Consider the following 20,835-nt stretch of genomic DNA (forward strand, 5'->3'; position numbering starts at 1 on the left):
GGTTTCCTTTGGCATCGAGACGGCCAATGCGGCGGGGACAGGAACGACCCAACCGATCAACGTGCGCCTGTATACGCAAACCACAGGGACCTTCCCTGGCGGAACGCGGACGCAGATCGCGACGACGACGGTGAACGTGGCCGACCAGACCAACACGGTATTGAGCGTGCCGCTGGCGGCAGTGGTGCCAGCAGGGACGACGCAATTGATCATGGAAGTCAATTCGCCGGATGGACAGGCAGCGGGTCACTCGTTCTTCATCGGATCGAACGCGTCGGCGCAAACTGGCCCGAGCTACATCAGTGCAGCCAGCTGTGGCCTAACGACGCCGACCGACACGTCGGCGATCGGGTTCCCGAACATGCACATTGTGTTTAACATCAATGGTGGATGCGGAGGAACTCCGACCCCGACAGCCACTGCTTCGGCCACAGCCACGCCGACAGCAACCGCGACGGCAACCGCAACCGCTACGGCAACAGCCACACCGACAGCGACGGCGACAATTGCACCGACCCCAACAGCAACCCCGACGCCGGGCGGAATAACGCAAGCGTTGAATCTGTCGACGCGCATGCGCGTGCAGGTGGGCGACAAGGTGGGCATTGGCGGGTTCATCATCACGGGCAGCGCACCGAAGCATGTGGTGGTGCGCGGAATCGGACCTTCGCTGATCCACAATGGCATCACCGATGTGTTGGCGGATCCGATTCTCGAGCTCCATGGGCCGAGCGGGTTTACCACGGTGACCAACGACAACTGGAGAGATACGCAAGAGGCGGCGATCGTGGCGACAGGGCTGGCTCCGACCAATGACCTCGAGTCGGCGATCGACGCGATGCTGGCGCCCGGAGCCTACACGGCGGTAGTAAGAGGGAAGAACAACGCTTCGGGCGTGGCCCTGGTGGAAGTCTACGACCTGAGTCCGACGAGCGGGAAACTGGGGAACATCAGCACGCGAGCGTTCGTGGACACGGGGGACAACATCGTCATCGCGGGCATGGTGCTGGGGAACGGGACCTCGCTGGACCGGGTGGTGGTGCGAGGGATCGGGCCGAGTCTTGCGCCGACCTTCTTCCCCGCGAGCGCGGTGTTGGCCAATCCGACGTTGGAACTGCGGGACGAGAACGGAACGCTGATCCTGGCGAACAACGACTGGCAGGACAACGCCGGGCAAGCGGCGGAGATCATCGCGGCTGGGTTGGCGCCGAGTAACAACCTGGAATCGGCGATAGCGGCATCGTTACCGCCCGGGTTCTACACGGTATTGCTGGCTGGGTTAAACAACGGGACCGGGATCGGCCTGGTGGAAATCTACGATCGCGGTCCGTAACCGGAGCCGATAAAAAAATAATGCGAGGCTCGTGGGGAACCGCGAGCCTCGCTTTTTTTTGGATGGCACGCTTGAAGACGGCGGGCCACCGCCGTTGGGGAAAACGCCACTAGCTTAGGTGGATCGAGCGCTCCGCGCTCGATGGTAGGGACGGCGCGCTGCGCCGTCCGCAAGGAGGGGCGCTTTCCAAACCGCCCTCTTTTCAAGGAGCGGCGGTGTCTTCACCGCCGTCAATTTACGCCACATTGGCGTCGCATCCGCCTTCAGCGTAGCCAGCGGCGAAGCGGCCGCAAAAAAAACGGCGGTTTGTAAACCGCCGCTCCTTGGTTTCGGCGCAGCGCGCCGTCCGAAAATAGCCCAGCGCTTTAGCGCTGGGATTTCTTCGCGCGAATTCGAAATCGTCCGCGGAGCCCTTCGACTTGCTCAGGGCTTTGAGCTTGTCGAAACGGCGGCCGATCCACCTCACGTCACCCGTCACACGTCACTCGTTTCCCATCCGTGTCATCCGCCCTGCCCGCATCGCTACGCGAAGCGTGCGGGCGCGGCGTAATCCGCGGTTTCCCCCTGCCCTCGCTCGTTTTGCCTTTGACATTCGTCCGCCCACTGGGTCGAGTAGGGCCCTCGCGTTTATGAAAAGAATCAATCTCGTCCTTTGCCTCTTTCTTGCCTCCTCCGGATTCGCCTTTCTTCAGGCGGCCGAACCGGAAGCCTCACCCTTTCCGGGCGTGCAAAAGGCCATGTCGCCTGGGGACTACGAAGCGGCTGGTTTGCAAAAGCTCGACCCGGCGGAGCGGGCAAAGCTCGATGAATTCATTCGCAACTATGTTGCGGTAAGCAACGAACGGGTGGCGACCACGGCAGTCGACAAAGCGGTAAAGGAACAGAAGGTCTCCGCCCCGGAGGTCATCCAGAGCCGGATTGTCGGCCCCTTCACCGGTTACAATGGACGAACCGTTTTCACGCTCGAGAATGGACAGCGCTGGGCCCAATCGCAAAGCGACAGCGCTTATTTTCCCAAGGTCGATTCACCGCCGGTCCTGATTGTGAAAGCCGGTTTCGGCTACCGCATGATGATTGCCGGCGCCTCCGGAGCGATCCGGGTGGTGAAGGTCAAGTAAGGGAGCGGCGGCGCGTTTCGCGCCCTCTTGCTCTTGCTCTTACTCTTTGAACCGCGGATTACGCGGATGCCGCGGATAAGCATGGAGACGGCACGCCATCGTGCCGTTGAGGGAAAACCGCAACGGAAGAATGGACAAGAATGATTGCTAAAGTCCCAAATCCCAACCACCAAATCCCAAATTCTCTGATCGACCGCGGATTACGCCGCGCCCGCAACGCTTCGCGTAGCGATGCGGGCAGGGCGGATGGCACTGATGGGAAACAAGTGACGTGTGACATGAGGTGGATCGGCCGCTCCCATCTTGGCGTCGCCCACAGGGCGACGGCTACAGAAGAAGATCGGCGGTTTGGAAAGCGCCGCTCCTTGCGGACGGCGCAGCGCGCCGTCCCTACCAATTCCATCCGTGATATCCGTGGAATCCGCGGTTAATAAGCATTTCCCAGTTTGGTGATTGTGATTTCCCTGGAATTTGGTTCTTGGGACTTGGGATTTCTGCTCAGCGCATCCATTGAGCAGCGCGCCCGCGCCGCTGTCCGCCCCCCGGCAAATGGAAGGCAGACAGCGCGCGCTTTGGGGCGATGCGTCAGGGTTGGAGTCCGAGATCGAAGACTTCTACCAGACCAATGCCGGTTCCACCACTTACCCCGGAAAGAAGAGCCGTGTAAGCGCCGGGCGCCAGGGTCGTCGAGATTCCGGATTCGAGGTCGTTGCTTGGCGCGAGCCCCGCGGCCGTGAGTTGAGCGGCCTGGGCGGGGTCATCCTGCCAATTGTTATTGGCAATCAGGACCGTTCCGTTGCTATTGCGCAACTCCAGGGTTGGATTCGCCAACACCGCGGATGCAGGGAAGCTGCCCGGGGCAAGGCTGGGCCCGATCCCGCGCAGGACAATCCGATCCAGATCCAAAATGCCGGCCCTGATCGAGAAACCAGCGATGACGATGTCGTTGCCGGTGCTCACGAAGCCGCGGGTGCTGAGGTTACCCAGTCTTGAACTGGCCGCCTCATTGAGGTCGTAGATTTCCACCAATCCAACTCCCGAGGTATTGCCGTTTCCTGAGACAATCGCCGTATAGGCGCCCGGACTTAGCGTGGCTATGATCGCCGATTCGGAGTTGTTGGCCGGAGCCAGGCCGGAGGCGATGATGGCCGCTTCCTGGGTGTCGCGCCAGTTGTTGTTGATTACGGTGACGAACCCGCTCGGTCCATGCAGCTCGAGCATCGGGTCGGCGAGCACGTCCGTGATCCCGAATTGGGTCAGGGTAGGCCCGAGCGCGCGTACGATCACCTGCTTGGGCCCGCTGCCGCTGATGATGAATCCACCAATACCCACTTTGTCGCCCGTCTGAACGCGCAGGCGAGTCGAGAGATTAACGGTTTGGGCGTGCGGCGTGGCACTTGGGCCCGGCGTCGGAGTAGGCGTAACCGATCCGCCCGGAGTCGGCGTCGGCGTTCCGCTTGGACCTGGAGTAGGTGTGGGGCCACCCTGGAGAAGAACCGTCGCACTAACGACATTACTGAACGGACCCTCCACCATCTGGCCGTTTATGGTGTAAGTCGTCCGCACCCGGTAACAGCGAGTCCCGTTCGTCTGGTTCTGGACCAGGAACGAAGTCGCGGCCGTGCTGCTGACGTCAAACCAGGCGTCGTTCACGATGGAGATATCATCAACGTACCACCCAAACGGCGTCGACCCGGCCCGGTTATCCGGACCGAGGGCATAATGGAAACGCAGCCGGATGGTCTGACCTCCGTAATTCGCAAGGCTCACCGAACGTTGAAAAAGCGGTTCGGTGGCAAACGATACCGGGCCAGTGCCTAGCTCCGACCGATTATGAATATAGAGCGCCTCCCAGGTTGTTCCATTGTCCACGGAAGCTTCGACCAGCACGTTGTCGTCGCCTTCGTTGTTGTCCCAGTCCGAGAAGTTAAGGAATGTCTGTCCTCCGGTCGGAATGGGTATCGGGTTGTTGTAGGTAAGGTACGAGTCCGCGCTGACCGTGTTTTCCATTCCCTGGGCATAGAAGGTAGTGCCGGCATGTTGCGGTTTCGTTCCTGTCGTCCAGTTGATGGCTCCTGATCCATTCGTCGTGGTGGTCCAGTTCATCAGGCCATGCTCGGCATCATCAAAGAGCAAAGGAGCGCACGCTTCCTGCGAGACCTGGAGCAGATCGGGGCCGGTGGCGCCGGTGGGCCGCACCCAGTTTAGCGTGTAGGAGCCGTCCGGATCCGGGTTCTGATAATCGCTTCCCGTGGAAAGCACGGGCGCTTCGAGAGTCGGGCATTGGATGACCTTAATGTTATCGATGTACCAGCCTTCGACGCCGTTGCAGCCATCCTGGCTCCAGGTGAAGCGGATATTGATCGTATCGCCCGGTTGTGCGACCGACGCGAGATTGGCCAGAGTAGTTCCCCACGAACCGTGGGCCACCCCTCCGAGATTCGTCCCGGTCCATGCGTCTTCACCGGGATTGGGCCCGGTGTTGTTGCCGATCGGCGCAGCCTGATTGTAGACGGTGTTCGGCGGGTTGAAGACGTACTCGCTCCGGGGGAGGAGCTGATACGGAAGACCATTCGTGCTGATCTCCACCTGGCCGCCATCCACTCCCGCTTCGCTCGCGATATAGTGGTCGAAAATCAACATGGGCGTAGTCGCCCCCGCTGGGATCGTAATCGGGGGACTATCAAGGGTGTGACTGCCGGAATAATCGCCGCCCGGCGCGCAAGTCCCACCGCCGGGCTGACCGATAGCTGGATTAATGGCAAACGCAGCCGTCCCGGTGCGACCACCTGGCAGGGTGGAATTCAAGTGGAAGAAGCGGGTCGCCATCTTGGTGGCGTCCTCCCAGTCAATGAGACCGGTGCCGTAGCCCATGCTTGTCTTGGTCCATGCACCTTCACCGCTCTCCCAATCCTCCGAGAAGATGATGGTGGGCGCCTGGCAAACCGGCGCTGCATCCGGATTCAAAAGGGGGCCAGTCGCACAGACCGGCGGCAGGCTCATCTCGACGGCCAGCATTGCCTTGGTCACCTCCTGGCAGTCAGCGGCCGTAATATGTTCGGTCGAAGGCGTGCCCGTCCCGCTATCGGTGGAAAGATTATTCAGGTTCGCTCCGATCAGATCGCTGCAGGAGCTTTGGAGCGCAATGGCGTGCGCCGGGAAATCGGTGGTAGGCGTTTGATACACCGATTCCGCGCGGAAATAGATCGCGGCAGCTTTCGTTAGGCCGATGCCGGTTATGGTCTGGCCGTTATACGAACCACCGGGCAAAAACTGCGTCCCATCCACGATAAAAGCATAGGCGTGGTTCGGCACGCCCGAGTTGGTATGAACTCCGCCGCCATCATCCGTGCCACAGGCATAGTTTGGAGAGGAAACCTTGCCGGGATCGCCGAGACGATCGGGGTCGTACATGTCGCGCAAGAGAAGCTCCTGCACTTGCTGGCCCAGGTCTTCGCCGACCAGCCAGCGTTGCCCGTTCGGGTACGGCTCGGCATTGTTGCTTCCGCCCGACCCATCCGATCCGTTAATCAGGTCGACCGTCTCGCCAAATATGTCCGAGTACGATTCATTGAGCGCGCCGGACTGAAAGGCGTAGATGAGTCCGTGGGTGTACTCGGTGTAGGCGTGGCTCCATTCATGGGAAACAACGTCGTCGGCGTCGAAGATCGGGCAATAGTTCGTGGAGGTTCCATTCCAGTAGGCATTCGGGCACTGCTCGTTGATCAGGTAAACGCTGATCATGTGATGCCCCATAGCGTCGTAGGAATCGCGGCCGAAAGCAGATGAGTAAAGGTTGTAGGTCTGGCCCGCGAAATCGTAGAGGTTGTTAACAAACGGCGCCGGACTCGGCGGGTCTCCTTCCTTGCGCTGAACAAAGAGGTCCGGATTCATGGGGTCGTAGCGCGGCGAGTAAATGGTCCGGTAAAGCGCGGATGGATGGAGCGGGAAATGCAACAAAACCGCCGCTGTTCCCGCATCGACCAGGACCTGCTCGGCCGATCTTTCTCCCGTCGCGGTGACGGAATAGGCCAGCCGGCTAACCACCGGCCGTCCTTCGAGCAAACCGGCGGGATAAATGACGGTCTCAACTTTCGCCACCTTCCATTTCTCACCGGCTCCCGTCTTTTGCAGCGCACTCATGGCCGCTTCGAGAGCTGAAGCCTCCGTAACATACGGAACCGTCCCGGCCGAAATCCGGCCGACATAATCTCCGTTCACGCCTGTGATTCCCTGGTCGTTCATGTGGACGACGACCTGCGCGCCAAAGACTGGAATGCCGTGATAGAACTGATTCAATCTCACGTGCGTCATCCCGATCGAGTCGGTCGTCGGCGCCGCGGCCTGGAGATCGTTACCGGCGGTGGCGGAGGCGCGCTCCGGATCGCTCATTCCGATTAATGCGCCGTGCGCGGCCAGGAACGCTTTCGCGCGAGTTTGCGGCGTCGTTGATTTATCGGCGGTCGCCAGGACTCCGCCGGAAGCGCGAACGAACCGATAATTGCCGGTTTGGCGCGAGACCTCACCGGTGATCTCGGACCGGCTGGATTTCCGAAGATTGTTGAACGCTGCTACGGCAACCGGATTAATCGTCACTGCTGAAGCGGCTGCCGAATTTCGGGTTGGAGTGGCGGCTCGCGGGTTCGTGGTGGAGCTGATCGCGCTCCAGGCGAAGGCTGCTCCAAGCAGGAGACAAGTGGAAGCCGCGGTCGCGCGGATGAGTCTGTAATATTTCATAGAGGTGTCCTTTCGGATGCAGGTTGAGCAATTTTCCTGACGTGGATTGGAGCTCTGCCCTGAAGGCGTGGGCGAATGTCCTGCCCTTGATTCGGGTGATGGAGGCCAGGTGTTCGTATTTTTGTGAAGCTAATTTCTTAATCTGCGGGAAAATAGGTAAGCAACTTTCGAATGGAGAGCGCAGTCGAAGAGGTTGTTGGACCGCGGATTACGCGGATATCGCGGATGATCGAGGTGGATCGAGCGCTCAGCTCGATGGTGGGGAAGGCGTGCTGCGCCGTCCGGACAAGGAGGGGCGCTTTCTAAACCGCCCATTCTTCTGTAGCCGTCGCCCTGGGGGCGACGCGAAATGGTCAACCGCGGATCACGCGGATTTCACGGATAAAAAATGGTAGGGACGGCGCTTTCCCGTTTCGACAGGCTCAAGGCCCTGAGTCCAACCGAAGGGCAAACCGCCGATTTCTTCTGTAGCCGTCGCCCTGCGGGCGATGTCAAGGTAACGGCGGCCGATCCACCTCACGTCACACCTTTCCCCATCCGCGGTCAATTTTTCGGGTCACTGCAGCTTGTAAACTTCAACCAACCCGACGCCCGTTGTGTTACTTGCACCGCGCACGATCGCCGTGTAGCTACCGGGCGCAATTGTCTGCAGTAATGCCGATTCACGATCGTTTGGGGGCTGAAGACCCAACGCTTCGATTTCGGCTTCCTGTGTGTCTCTCCAATCGTTGTTCGATCGAAGTGTCACACCGTAGGAATTAATCAAATCCAGCGTTGTATCCTGCAGCGCCCCTTGGATCCCGAAATCACTTAACGTAGGGCCCAAGGCGCGCACGACAATTTTCCCATTCGCACCATTAGCAGGCCCAACAATGATTCCGGCGATCATCACATTGTCCCCCGTATCGACCAGGCCCCGCGTACTGATGTTCGCTAAAGTGGAATCCGCGGCCGGGTCTAAATCGTAGGCATCAACCACCCCCACGCCGGTGGTGTTGCCCTGCCCGCGCAAAATCGCCGTGTACGCCCCGGGATTAAGGATCGCCACCAGAGCCGATTCCAAATCATTCGTTGGTGCCAGGCCCGTGGCTTCAATCTCAACCTGCTGATTGCTGCCGTCAGGTCTTAGCTTCCAGTTGTCATTTGTCGCGATAACCGCGTCACCCTGATGCAATTCGATGATCGGATCCGGCAACCTGTCATTGACCGCACTCAACGAAGGTCCGATCCCGCGGATGATTACCCGCTTGGGGTTAGTGCCTGTGATAATGACTCCGCCGATCAAGGCATTGTCACCGAGACCAACGCGCAGCCGGGTTGCAACATTGCGGAGCGCCGCAGTGGGAACTACATCGCTCCGTCCAGTATCGAACACTCGCAACCCAGTTGGACCGACATTCGTGCCGGTGGAAGCGAAAAGCCAGCGACCAGAGCGATCTATGGCAAGTTGACGTCCGTCAATGCCATGCGGCAGAGAGATCGTTCCCACCAGGTTAAACGTCGCTGTATCAAAGATCTTGATCGCACTTTGGGTGTAGGCCCCATGATATAGGAGCGTGTCATCATTGCTGAAAACCGCCGGTCCGGGGCGGGCACCCACGTTAAACGTTCCATTGACGCTTGTGAGGTCGGCGGTCGGAATCTCAAACGTCGTGTACGGAGGCGAACCATTCCCCCTGCCCATTGGATATACGATCAGCTGGCCGCCATGGCTGAGTTTCAGATCCGCGGCAATGCTGGCAAAGCTTGCGCAAAACGCGACTTCCTGAAGAAGAGACGCGTTTTCAGTCGCTACCTTAAACTTATTCAAGGTAGAGCATGTCCCGGCGGCGCCATCACCGTAAAACAATATATTCCGATCAGGACTGATCTCCAAACGACCGTCGACGGATTGGTGGTTTCCTCCCAACGGCGCCTGAAAGGCACCGGTGTTTGCATCAACCTGCCAAACCCGGGGGGAGCCGGAAAGCGGAGTCACATAAAGGCGACCGCCTAAGCCTTCTTCAACATCTGACAACTGCAAGGGGACCGGCAGACTTGGTAACCTCTCGAGAGTATTCAAGTCCAGCACTCTGATGCCGGGGTCTCCTCCCGCGTCTGCAATCCACAACTTTGATCCATCAACAGAAATGGACAGGCCTTCAGGAGCCGCTCCGAACGATACGCTTTTAATAATACTCATCGTAGTCGTATCGATCACGATGACGCGGCCGGAGCTGCTCGCGTAAACCCGAGGACGAATTGGATCCGCCACGAGGCGCGAGACGGCCTCATCGAATATGATTGGCGTCGGCGTGGGGGTGGGAGAAGGACCTGCCAAGGTATTTCCGGTAAAGGCAATCAGTGAGCCGCATCCCACCAATAAGAAACGGGAGATATGCATCGGACGCGCGGATTTAATACGTATCAAACAGAGAAGTCAAAGCGTGAATTTGGATGATCGGTAGCGGGCGGAGGAATACCCGCGAAGCCTGGTCCCCACGAAGCGCTGCCCGCCGTGCTGGGCCCAATTACTGAATACTAACTGAGGATGGCTGTAACCCTTTTGTCGCCCCGGTGGCGGTGTCGGCTTCGTGGTGCATATGGCCGCTGCGCAGGAACGGGACGCGATCGAGAACGTTCTCCTGGAACCACTCCAGCGCGAGGTAGATCACCGGCGTGATGTAAAGAGTGATGAGCTGCGAAACGATCAAGCCGCCAACGATGACGAGACCGAGCGGACGGCGCGATGATCCGTCGGCGCCGTAGCCGAGCGCGAGCGACACCGCCCCCATCAACGCGGCCAGGGTTGTGATAATGATGGGGCGAAAACGTTCGACGCTCGCTTCATGAATCGCGGTGCGAAGATCGTAACCTTCATCAATCCGGTGGAGAGCGAAGTCGACGATCATGATGCCGTTCTTTTTCCGCCCAAATGGAAAGACGCCGTCGCTCCCACTTTAACCAGAGCCATTCGCAGGCCGCGAGGCTCCAGCTCAATTACGGCAACTTATAAACTTCAACCAACCCCACGCCGGTGGTGTTATTCGCGCCGCGCACGATCGCGGTGTAATTGCCGGGCGAAATTGCTTGGAGTAACGCCGACTCGCGATCATCGCCGGGCGCAAGACCCAGCGCCTCGATTTCGGCCCGCTGCATATCCTTCCAGTTGTTATTCGAGCCGATCACTCCACCATCGGAGTTAACCAAATCGAGGGTCGGGTCCTGCAAGGCACCCGCGATTTGAAAATTGCTCAGGGTAGGGCCGAGAGCGCGCACGACCACAGTCGCATTTCCTCCGCCGGCGGGACGAAGGATCAAGCCGCCGATCATGACGTTGTCACCGGTTTCGACAAATCCTCGCGTGCTGATGTTCGCGATTTCCGAGATCGCCACCTGGTTCACGTCATAAACTTCAACGAGCCCGATGCCCGTTATATTGTTAACGCCCTGCACGACCGCTGTATAAGCACCCGGCGCCAGCGTCCGCACGATGGCCGATTCCAGGTTATGGCTCGGGGCAAGTCCGGTCGCTTCAATCTCAGCCGCCTGCGTGTCTCTCCAGTTATCATTACTCGCGAGCTGGATACCGCCCTGGTAAAGCTCCAGCCTTGGATCCGCCAAGGGGTTGGTGGAAGCGGAAAGAGAAGGCCCGATCGCGCGAACGAGTACCTTCTTGAAGTCTGTCCCGGTAACGATAAAGCCGCCGATCAACACATTGTCACCCGTCTGCACCCGCACCCTGGTTGAGATATTCAAGACCTGCGGAGCGGGGGTTCCGGCGACAGAGAGGTTCCGGCAAAACTCAGATGTGTTTCCGCCGGAATCGGTGGCGGTGGCGGTGACCGTTCTAAGTCCGGCGGGACAAGGCCAGGCAAAATCCAGCGTGGCTGTTCCATCCGGACCCGTCAGAACGTTGGCAGCGCCGAGGAAAACTTTCGCCTCGCCGAATCCAGAAGGATCTGCCACCGAATCGCCGAAGAATTCAACCCGATAACTCTGAGTGGCCATGCTGTTCAGGGCTCCGCGGATCCTCACGGTGTTGGCTTCGAAATCAGCCGACGTCAGCTCGGGATAATTTTGAAGATTATTCGCGCCAGTGTCCGTGTCGCCCGGATCGTTCGAAGTTGGATGATCAGTCCCAAGATCAATTCCGAGCTCCTCATTGCCGTAAACGAGGTTGCCGAGAATCGCGTTGCCAGTGGCGCTCGGCACCGAATTGAATCCCTGATAAACCGCGATTCCCGTCCCTGCGGGAAAGTCAATGGGGCCAGCCGAAGTAAACGCGATGCGATTGCCGGCGCCAGGTTCGGTGCCTCCAAGCAAATTGTCGTGGGCCAGGAAATTGAACTCCACTCCGTAACGTCCATTGCCGAGGGGCAGGACGCCGGATTCGTCCGTGCCAATGAAATTACCCTGGATCACATTCTCCGTCGCTTCTTCACCATCCAGGGCGCCGCCAATGATGATTCCGCCCACCCGGTTACCCGAGATGACGTTGCGCGCGCCAGGCTCCGTTCCGCCAATCACGTTATGGTGACCGGTCACGATGATGCCAATGCCGGTCGGGGTTCCCTCCGTGTCGACGATCCCCTTCCCGGTCACATCCAAGCCGAAGAAATTGCCCTTCACGAGATTTCCGAAGGTCGCAAGATTGCCGTCCTTGGCGCCCGCAAAATTAACACCGATGTAATTTCCACCCGTGGACTCACTGGACGAAAGCACGTTTCGCGCGGCGAGCGCGGTGCCGCCGATGAGGTTTGCGGAAGCGGCATTTTCCAAATAAACCCCATAGCCGCCCGCACCTTGAAGGACCGCCATCCCAGAGGCCTTCGTGCCCAGGAGGTTTCCTTCCACGATGTTGTCCGTCGCCCCCGGCCCGGTAATATAGGTATCGTAATATTCATTCCCCGCGATCAGGTTCCGCTCGGCTGGCTGCTGCCCTCCTATCCGGGATGCCCGGCAATTATCGAGCACAACGCCGTTAATCTGGCGCGGTTCCCTGGCGAGAGTGCCGACAATCGGTGCGAACGTCCCTGTTGGATCGGTTCCAATAAAGTTACCTTGTATCGTATTCCCGCTCCCTCCCTGACAAGTAATGCCGCTATCAAAACGGTTGATAATCAAACCACGAACAGTCGTATTTCCGCCGGTGATCATTAACGCACTTCCCAGGAAGCTGATGAAATTGCCATCGAGCTCGACCTTCAAACTTGCATTCAAACCCTGCCCGACGGGATTACTGTTTGGAAGCGCGCCGGCCTGGGTAAATCCATCGATCACGACCGGATCGGTGATCGCGGGAAACGGCTCGAGTGCCAGGATGGTCTGAACGCCGGAGCCGGGAATGGCGAAATGGATGCGGTCACGATCGCTGGCCGAAGCGTTCGGGTGCGAATTGGCATCCAGGATCGCCTGGGCAAGCGAGCCCGGTCCAGTGTCGGAGAGGGTGGTCACGATATAAGTGGTGGCTCGAACCTGGAGGGGGATAAGCAGCATCGCTGCAAGGAGGAGCCGAACGGAGAACACGCCGTGGAGTCTATCAGTCCCGAGCCTTGTCCTCCAACTAAAAGGCAAGTGCTCCGGGGAAAGACGCGAAACGACGACTGGCGCAGAACTTAGCTCGCACTCGCCGGTGCGGACTCCTTCGCACCGACTCCGGCGGGCGACGAACCCCCACCCATGTCGGACTCGTGGTGCATGTGGCCGCTGCGCAGGAACGGGACGCGATCGAGAACGTTCTCCTGGAACCACTCCAGCGCGAGGTAGATCACGGGCGTGATGTAAAGAGTGATGAGCTGCGAAACGATCAGGCCTCCAACAATCACGAGACCGAGCGGACGGCGCGATGATCCGTCGGCGCCGTAGCCGAGCGCTAGCGGGACCGCGCCCATTAACGCGGCCAGCGTTGTCATGATGATGGGGCGGAAACGTTCGACGCTCGCTTCGTGAATGGCGGTCCGAAAATCGTAGCCTTCATCGATCCGATGCAGTGCGAAATCGACGATCATGATGCCGTTCTTTTTCACGATGCCCATGAGCAGGAACAAACCGATCACGGAATAAAGCGAGAGCGTTGAATTGAAGAGCCAGAGAGTAAGCAGACCGCCCACGACCGCCGGGAAGAGGGTCGAGAGCACGGTGACCGGATGAACGTAACTCTCGTAAAGAATTCCGAGGATGACGTACATGACAAAGACCGCCGCGAGGACGAGAAAGGGCAACGCTTTGAAGAGCTGTTGCAGGACAAGGCCTTCGCCCTGCATCTCGCCCTTTACCGTCGGCGGGAGGACTTCGGCCGCGGTTTTCTCGATGAAATTGGTCACGTCGCCGAGCGGCGCGTCGGGCTTGGTATCGAATCCGAAAGTGACGCTGGTAAATTGATTGAGGTGATTGACCGCCTGCAGGCCAAGATTCGTCGTCGACTTCGTCAGCGTCCGGATCGGGATGAGGGTGTCCTTGCCCTCGGGGCGGATGTAGAGCTGGCGTAAATCTTCCGGCTTCGACCGATCGGCGTCGTCCACTTCGAGGATGACCTGGTATTGGTCGTCCGGCTGCTTGACCAGATAGACGTAGTTTTGGGAATAAGCGGCGCGCAGCAATCCCTGGAGTTTGGTGATGGAAACGCCATACATGCTGGCCCGGTCGCGATCGACGTTGATATCGAGGTTCGGCTGGTTGCGAAACAGGTTCGACCGCGGCGGCGCGGCAAAACCCTCGTAGCTCTTCAACTTCTCGCCGAGCTTATCGGCCGCGGCGTAAACCTCGTCCGGGTCGATCCCGCTGATCGTGTAACTGTAGCGTCCGAATTGGCTGCCGCTCGCGCCGATGTTGATCTGGAGAACCGGCCCCGGATTCAGGGTCGGAAAAATGCCCGGGATCTGGTTGAGGGTTTGGCGCAGTTCCATCGCCACTTCTTCGATCGGTTTCCGCTCCTTGGCGTCCTTCAAAAACAGAACGCAAAAAATCCCGGAGGACCCGGCGCGTCCGCTGCCGGCGATGGTGAAGTATTTATCCACGGCGGGATTCGCCTGAAGAATCGGATCGAGTTTTTCCTGCATGGCGCGCTGTTGCTGGGGCGAGGCGCCTTCCTGCATGAGCAAAGCGCCGCGAATTACGCCGCTGTCTCCGGTCGGCAAAAGCGTGAACGGCAGGGAAGAAAAGAAGAACCAGACGCCGACGCCGCAGGCGATGAGGATTGGCACCGCCAGCCAGCCGTGATCAAGAAACCAGTCAAGCGACCGGCTATAAAAGGCGCGGATCGGCTGGAAGAAACTGTCGGTGAAACGCTCCATCCAGGTCTTGCGCTCACCGGCGTGATGCTCGCGCAGAAGCCGCGCGCACATGAGAGGCGTCAGCGTGAGCGAAACCAGACCCGACGCGAAAATCGCCACGATGATCGTGATCGCAAACTCGCGAAAGATTCGCCCGAGCAATCCCGGCATGAAGGCAAGCGGAATGAAGACCGCCGCCAGGGAAAGCGTCATGGATAGAATCGTGAAAGAGATTTCGCCGGCGCTATTGAGCGTCGCGCGGTAGATCGATTCCCCGTGTTCCGCCCGGCGGACGACGTTTTCCAGGAACACGATCGCGTCATCCACGAGGAAGCCGATGGCAAGGGTGAGCGCCATCAGGGTGAGGTTGTTAATCGAATAGTTGAGCGCCCACATGACGAGGAACGTCAGCAGGATGGACAAGGGCAGAGCTACGACCGGGATGAGCGTGTCCCGCACGCGGCCCAGAAAGACGAAGATCACCAGGACCACGAGAATGAACGCGATGAAAAGCGTCGCCTGCACATCGGAGACCGAATGGACGATACTGAGCGAGCGGTCGAAAGTCGGGATCAGGTTGATCGATCCCGGCAGCTCGAGGCGCATTTGCGGCACGAGGCCATTGATGGAACGCGCGACCTCCACCGCATTCGCCCCGGCCTGGCGTGAAACCGCGAGGACAATCGTGGACGCCGGTGGGTTAAAGCCGCGCGCAAAAAATTTACGAGAAAGGCGCTCGTCCTGAACGCTGTCGACTACGTTCGCGACATCGCGCAAATAGACCGGCGCTCCGTCTTTGCCGCGAGCGATGATGAGATTTCGGTAGCCCTCCGCATCGGAGATCTGGCCGTTGGGGCGCAGAACCAGCGAGGTGTTTTTTCCGTCGAATTGTCCGGCGCCGGAATACGAGGTGCCGGAGCGGACCGCGGTGGAGAGTTCGTCGAGCGTGATGTTGCGGGAGGCGAGCGCCGAAGGATCGACCTTGATGCGGATCGCGCTCTTGACGCCGAAAATCTGGACCTGTGAGACGCCGGGCAGGATGTTGATCCGCTGCTGGACCTGAGAGGTCGCGTATTTGTAAAGGTCGCCGTCACTCAGCGTATCGCTGGTCAGCGCGATATACATGACCGGCGAATCGTTCGGGTTCGATTTTTCAAACCGAGGCGGGCTGGGCAGGTCGTTAGGTAACTGCCCGCTGGCGCGCTGGATGGCGGCCTGCACATCGGTCGAGGCGTCGATGATGCTCTTATCGAGATCGAACTGGAGGGTGATGTTGGTCGACCCCTGCGTGCTGGAGCTGGTGGTCAGCGTCAGGCCGGGAATCTGGGTGAATTGTTTCTCGAGCGGCGTCGCGATCGTGTTCGCCATCGTCTCGGGGTTTGCTCCCGGATAACTCGCGGAAACGGAGATGACGGGATAATCGACGGCCGGCAGGTCATTGACCGCCAGCTGCCGGAAAGTCAGGATGCCGAAGACGATCAGCGACGCCGTCAGCAGCATCGTCATGACCGGGCGTTGGATGAAGGGCTTGGAAAGGCCCGAGGAAAATTGGACGAGCTTGCCGCCTGGCGTTTTCTCGCCCGGCACGCCGTCGCGGTGCTCGCCGGGTTCGCCCGGCGGCGCGGTGCCCTCGTCGTAATCGCTCATGGCCTAGTGACCCGCGCTCCCGGCCGATGAACCCGCCGGTTTTTCGCCGCTATTCGATTCATCGGGACGCGGATTTACCTTCATCCCGGGCGACAACTGAAGCTGCCCGGAGGTGACGACCATCTCCCCCATCTGCACGCCGTCGGTGATGACAGTGAGGTCGCTCTGCCGCTGACCCGGTTTCACCTGCCGCAGCTCCAGGGTCGAATCCGGTTTCACGACGAAAACATAGGGGCCGTTCTGCCCGATCTGGACGGCCGTGCTCGGGATGAGCTTGGCGTCTTTCAAGACGTCGAGAATCAAACGCACTTTCACGAACTGCGAAGGCCAGAGGGCGCGGTCGGGGTTCGGAGTCACGCCGCGAAGTTTCACGGTCCCAGCGCCGGCTTGAACCGCGTTATCTATAAAGTAGAGAGTGCCGGCACGCGGTTCGATGTTGTCCTCCTCGGCGTCCGTCACGACTTTGAGATTCGGATTATTGAGATATCGCCTAACGAGTGGCAGGTCCGGCTCCGCGACCGTGAAGTCGGTGTAGATCGGGTCCATACCCATGATCGTGAGCAGCGGCGTTGTCCCACCCGGCCCGACGACATTCCCGATGTCGACGTTGCGCAGACCGGCGCGGCCATCGATCGGCGATTTGATGTAGCAACGGTCGAGATTCACCTGCGCCGCTGCGACCGCGGCTTCGGATCGGCGCGCATTGGCCTGGGCCGTGTCCCATTCCTGGCTGGCGGTAACGTTCTTTGCTTTCAGCTCCTCCTGGCGTTTGAACGTCGCCTGACTCAACGCCAGGTCAGCCTGCGCGGAGGCGAGCGCGGCTTCGTAAGGTTTCGGATCGATCAGGAAAAGGAGGTCGCCCTTCTTCACGTCGGCGCCGTCCTTGAATTCGCGGGAAACAATTTGTCCGCTGACCTGGGCCTGGATCTGCACCGTTTCGTAAGCGGCCGTGCTGCCGATTTCGTCCAGGTAGAGCGGCACGTCCTGAGTGATGACTTTCGCCGTCGTCACCACGCGGGGCCCGGGTGGCTGCTTTTGTTTTGGCCGGTTGGCAACCGTTCGCACCGTCAGGAGCAACGCCACCAGGAGGATGAAGCCCCCACCCCAGTAGAGTTTCCGGCGGCCAAAACGATGCTCGAGTTTGCCCACGGCGTCGCGCGCGAGAAGATTGCCTTTGGCCAAGGTCGTCATGACAAGCTGTTTCGTTTCGTCAGGCCGGAGTGACCATTGCGCGCGCCATTCGCGGGCCGTTCCGCCTTGTCCCTGATTTTCGAGAGCACTCTAATACAGGTCTCGAGATCAGGCTTCGGAATATTTTCGATCAGTTCGGCCCGCAAATCGTGGGCGGTATTGAAAATCTTGTCCAGGACCGCCTTGGAACGGCGTTGCAGGTGGACGGTTTTGCAGCGGCGATCTTCCTCCGAGCCGCGGCGTTCGACCCAGCCGTCATTTTCCAGGCGGTCGAGCAAACCGGCGAGAGTCGCGCCTTCAATTCCCATTCGTTCCGCGATTTCCTTTTGGGTGAGCTTATTCCCGCCCTGGGAGAGATGAATGAGGGTTCGCCATTTGCCCTGGCTCAAGCCGAGCGGGCGCAGGCGCCGATCGAGCCTGGTGCGCCAGGCCCGGGCGGTGCCGAAGAGCACGAGACCGAGTTCACTGATATTGGGCGGCGGCATAACGAATAGTTAGCATGCTAACGAAAACGGATTTCCCGCGGTTGTCAAACGGACGTTGGAGACGGCTCGCCATCGACAATGGAGACGGCACGCCTTCGTGCCGTTGGATGAGGCGACGCTGCCCCTCCCCGGCTCGAAGGCGAGCCGGCTCCAATGAGCGGGCGCGCCGGCTCCATTGGCTGTTTGAAAACGCCAGGCTTCCCTATCACGGCACGAAGGCGTGCCGTCTCCATTTACTCGCCTACCTTCGCCAAAACGATCGTGTGGTTCCGGTAATCGGTGATGCGTTCGATCGCCTGGACGCGCAACGGCAACCAGCGCTGGCTCTCCAACACCTCGCGTTCCCGCTCCGGTTGGAGCAACAAATAGCGGGCGTTCGCCGGCACTTCCTCCAGCCGGTTCACGTAAACCACGCGAGTGCGCAGATAAAACAGGAACGGCTGGTAATCCGGATCGAGCGCATAGAGCAACTCTCCTTCCGGCACGCGACGATCGATCTTGGCCGCGATCGGTTTCACTTTTGCCCGCCGTTGCAGCTGCGGCACGACCGCCACGGCATAGAGGCACAACAGGATTCCGGCGGCGATGGCCATCGAAACTACCCACCGGCGGCGCCGCTGTTCCGTCAGAATTTTTCCGCGCCATTGCACCTCCGGCGCGGCCAGGATCATGGCCATGAGCCAGCAGGCGGGAACCAGCGCAGGCATCGAATAGCGTGGCAACGCTCCCGGCAACAAGTTGACGAGAAGGAACGGCACCGCCGCACCCCAGGCGAGTCCGTGCGCCAGGCTTCGATCCTCGTCCCTCCCCCATTTGGTTTTACCGACCAGTGGCAGGAGCAAGGTCCACGGAAGAAAATAGGCGAGACCACGGGGAATGTTCAGGAGCCAGCTTCCAAGCTTGAAATCATCGCCAGTGAAACGCCCGGTCAATTGCGCCGACCAGTTTCCGGCGACGTCAGAGCCGCGCATCATCTGCCAATACGGGACCGCCCATGCGGCTAAGATTCCCGTCATGATGAGGAGCCCGAGAAAATGCGCCGGCGTCAGTAGTTTCCGCAGCTCCCCAGCGCGGTAGAGAACGGCGATGACGACCGCGTAGAAAAACAGCAGGTGGAGCGGCCCTTTCGCGAGCAAGCCGAGCCCGAGAAAAATCCAGGGCACCGTCCAGGTGAGCCATAACGATCGACGTTGCTGCCACCAACTGAGCCAGCAGACAAGCGCCAGTCCGAAAAGCGAAACGTAAAGCGCTTCAATCTCGATGAGCCGGCCCTTTTCGATTATCCCGAAGTTCACCAGCCAAATAAGCGCGCCGAAGAGCGAGCCGTTCGGACCGAGGCTGCGACGCGCGACCGTGAGGAACGCCAGCGCGACAACCAGGACACAGAGGACGGATGGCAGCCGGGCCGTCCATTCATTGCGAACGCCGGTAAGTTTGAAGGAGGCCGCGACCAGCCAGTTCACGAGAGGCGGTTTGCGGAAGTAGGGCTCGCTGCCGACCTGCGGAACGAGGTAGTTCCCCGATTCGATCATAGTTACCGCGGGAAGGATGCGCCGGCCCTCTTCGCCCTTGATCTCCAACGACCCGAGCCCGGGCAGGTAAATCGCTGCCCAGCAAAGAAGTACCAAAACGAACGCGGCCGTGCGGGACATCGTAACGTCCAACGTCCAACGTCCAACGCCCAACGTCCAATGGCAGAGCGCCGGATTCCTCCCTTGACGAAAGGCCCCTCAAAAATTAGGTTGAGCGCCTAGTCCGCGCTGAGGGAGTGGGAGCTGGTGTCCCACTCTTTTTAGTCTGCGGGCTAATGCATTTATGAACGCCGAGTTTATTGCCATGCTGGATTACCTGGAGCGCGAGCGCGGGATCAAGCGCGAGATCCTGCTCGAGGCCGTTTCCAATGCCCTTCTCTCGGCCTCCAAAAAGAGCGTGAGCGCCTCGCGCGACCTGCGCATCGACATCAATCCCAAGACCGGTGAGATCCGCGCCCTGGCGAAGCTGCTCGTGGTCGACAACGTAACAAACCCCGCGGACGAAATTTCCCTGGCCAAGGCGCAGCGGCTCGACCCAAACGCCGCCGTGGGCGGAGAGGTGGAAGTGGAAGTGACCCCGAAGAATTTCGGACGGATCGCGGCCCAGACCGCCAAGCAGGCGATGATGCAGCGCATTCGGCAGGTCGAGAAGGAAATGATTTACGAGGAGTTCAAGGATCGCGCCGGCGAAATCGTGAGCGGAACGGTCCGCCGTTTCGATCGCTCCGACGTGATTCTCGATCTCGGGAAGTTCGAAGCGATCATGCCGCAGCGGGAACGCGTGGTGGTGGAAGATTACAACGTCGGCGATCGCCTCCGCGCCTATGTGGTGGCGGTCGAGAACGGCATCCGCGGCCCGGAGATCATCGTTTCGCGAAGCCACCCAAATTTTGTGCGGCGCCTGTTCGAGCTGGAAGTGAGCGAAATCAACGACGGCACGGTCGAGATCCGCGGCATCGCCCGTGAAGCGGGTTACCGCACCAAGATCGCGGTGATGAGCGCGAACGAAAAGGTCGATCCGGTCGGCGCCTGCGTGGGAATGCGCGGGTCCCGGGTCAAGAACATCGTCCGGGAATTGAACAACGAGAAGGTCGACATCATCCGGTGGAGCTCCGATCCGAAGGAATTCGTCCTCGAAGCGCTCAAGCCGGCCAAGGTGAAGAACCTCGTCTTCGATCCGGAGAAGAAGAGCGTCCAGATTTCCGTCGATGAAGATCAGCTTTCGCTCGCGATCGGAAAGAAAGGCCAGAACGCGCGGTTAACCTCGCGCCTGACCGGCTGGGAAATCAATATCGACCGCGACACGACGGCGACGCATCAGGTCGAGCAAAAGGTCGCGCAGGCGGCCCAAACGCTCGCGGCCGGGCTGCCGATTACCCAGGAGCAGGCGCTCACTCTCGTTAAATCAGGTTTCACTAACCTCGAGGGATTGCGGGACGCGGCGGTCGAGGACCTGGTCGATATTCTTTCCGTGGATGCGGAGAAGGCGCGTGAAATTCATGAGGCCGTTCACCAGGAGACCCCGGCCGCGCAATAAAT

Annotated in this window: 11 protein-coding genes; 3 read left to right on the forward strand and 8 right to left on the reverse strand. The window is 59.7% G+C overall.

The features are described 5' to 3' along the window. Together VJU77_16365 and VJU77_16370 are read left to right on the forward strand one after the other, a co-directional pair. A partial coding sequence (locus VJU77_16365; GenBank protein ID HKP04928.1) for a hypothetical protein occupies positions 1-1,333 on the forward strand: 1,333 nt, incomplete at its 5' end. Between the two features lie 629 nt (positions 1,334-1,962). Next, complete coding sequence (locus tag VJU77_16370; protein ID HKP04929.1) at positions 1,963-2,451, forward strand: hypothetical protein; 489 nt, start codon at positions 1,963-1,965, stop codon at positions 2,449-2,451. 585 nt (positions 2,452-3,036) lie between these two features. Here VJU77_16370 and VJU77_16375 read toward each other — a convergent pair. From VJU77_16375 to VJU77_16410, 8 genes are all read right to left on the reverse strand, one after another. Further along, positions 3,037-7,188 (reverse strand): M4 family metallopeptidase, encoded by a 4,152-nt coding sequence (locus VJU77_16375; protein HKP04930.1) that lies wholly within the window; start codon positions 7,186-7,188, stop codon positions 3,037-3,039. 556 nt (positions 7,189-7,744) lie between these two features. Continuing rightward, positions 7,745-9,598, reverse strand: a complete 1,854-nt coding sequence (locus VJU77_16380; GenBank protein ID HKP04931.1) for a hypothetical protein — start codon at positions 9,596-9,598, stop codon at positions 7,745-7,747. Positions 9,599-9,698: 100 nt separating this feature from the next. Beyond that, positions 9,699-10,082: an efflux RND transporter permease subunit gene (locus VJU77_16385; protein ID HKP04932.1), complete on the reverse strand. Its 384-nt coding sequence runs from the start codon at positions 10,080-10,082 to the stop codon at positions 9,699-9,701. 85 nt (positions 10,083-10,167) lie between these two features. Next, the gene (locus VJU77_16390; GenBank protein HKP04933.1) at positions 10,168-12,666 is read right to left on the reverse strand and encodes a hypothetical protein; all 2,499 of its coding nucleotides are present in this window, start codon (positions 12,664-12,666) and stop codon (positions 10,168-10,170) included. A 119-nt stretch (positions 12,667-12,785) separates the two neighbouring features. Continuing rightward, positions 12,786-16,088, reverse strand: a complete 3,303-nt coding sequence (locus VJU77_16395) for an efflux RND transporter permease subunit (protein ID HKP04934.1) — start codon at positions 16,086-16,088, stop codon at positions 12,786-12,788. 3 nt (positions 16,089-16,091) lie between these two features. Next, positions 16,092-17,279, reverse strand: a complete 1,188-nt coding sequence (locus VJU77_16400; protein HKP04935.1) for an efflux RND transporter periplasmic adaptor subunit — start codon at positions 17,277-17,279, stop codon at positions 16,092-16,094. Then, positions 17,276-17,764, reverse strand: coding sequence for a MarR family transcriptional regulator (locus VJU77_16405; protein ID HKP04936.1), 489 nt, complete (start codon positions 17,762-17,764; stop codon positions 17,276-17,278). The genes VJU77_16400 and VJU77_16405 overlap by 4 nt, the downstream gene beginning before the upstream one ends. A gap of 233 nt (positions 17,765-17,997) precedes the next feature. Beyond that, positions 17,998-19,416: a glycosyltransferase family 39 protein gene (locus VJU77_16410; GenBank protein HKP04937.1), complete on the reverse strand. Its 1,419-nt coding sequence runs from the start codon at positions 19,414-19,416 to the stop codon at positions 17,998-18,000. A 163-nt stretch (positions 19,417-19,579) separates the two neighbouring features. On the opposite strand from VJU77_16410, the gene nusA reads away from it, so the two are divergent. After that, positions 19,580-20,833 carry a transcription termination factor NusA gene (gene nusA, locus VJU77_16415; GenBank protein HKP04938.1) on the forward strand — a complete coding sequence of 418 codons (1,254 nt, stop codon included), beginning with the start codon at positions 19,580-19,582 and terminating at the stop codon, positions 20,831-20,833. Positions 20,834-20,835: the final 2 nt, after the last annotated feature.

The sequence above is a fragment of the Chthoniobacterales bacterium genome (genome assembly GCA_035274845.1).
GTDB lineage: Bacteria > Verrucomicrobiota > Verrucomicrobiia > Chthoniobacterales > UBA10450 > AV80.

What these genes read in the sequence shown, in the direction of transcription:
- VJU77_16370 (HKP04929.1), top strand. Translation starts at nt 1,963, where the DNA reads ATGAAAAGAATCAATCTCGTCCTTTGCCTCTTTCTTGCCTCCTCCGGA.
- VJU77_16375 (HKP04930.1), bottom strand. Translation starts at nt 7,188, where the DNA reads ATGAAATATTACAGACTCATCCGCGCGACCGCGGCTTCCACTTGTCTC.
- VJU77_16390 (HKP04933.1), bottom strand. Translation starts at nt 12,666, where the DNA reads ATGCTGCTTATCCCCCTCCAGGTTCGAGCCACCACTTATATCGTGACC.
- VJU77_16395 (HKP04934.1), bottom strand. Translation starts at nt 16,088, where the DNA reads ATGAGCGATTACGACGAGGGCACCGCGCCGCCGGGCGAACCCGGCGAG.
- VJU77_16400 (HKP04935.1), bottom strand. Translation starts at nt 17,279, where the DNA reads ATGACGACCTTGGCCAAAGGCAATCTTCTCGCGCGCGACGCCGTGGGC.
- VJU77_16405 (HKP04936.1), bottom strand. Translation starts at nt 17,764, where the DNA reads ATGCCGCCGCCCAATATCAGTGAACTCGGTCTCGTGCTCTTCGGCACC.
- VJU77_16410 (HKP04937.1), bottom strand. Translation starts at nt 19,416, where the DNA reads ATGTCCCGCACGGCCGCGTTCGTTTTGGTACTTCTTTGCTGGGCAGCG.
- nusA (HKP04938.1), top strand. Translation starts at nt 19,580, where the DNA reads ATGAACGCCGAGTTTATTGCCATGCTGGATTACCTGGAGCGCGAGCGC.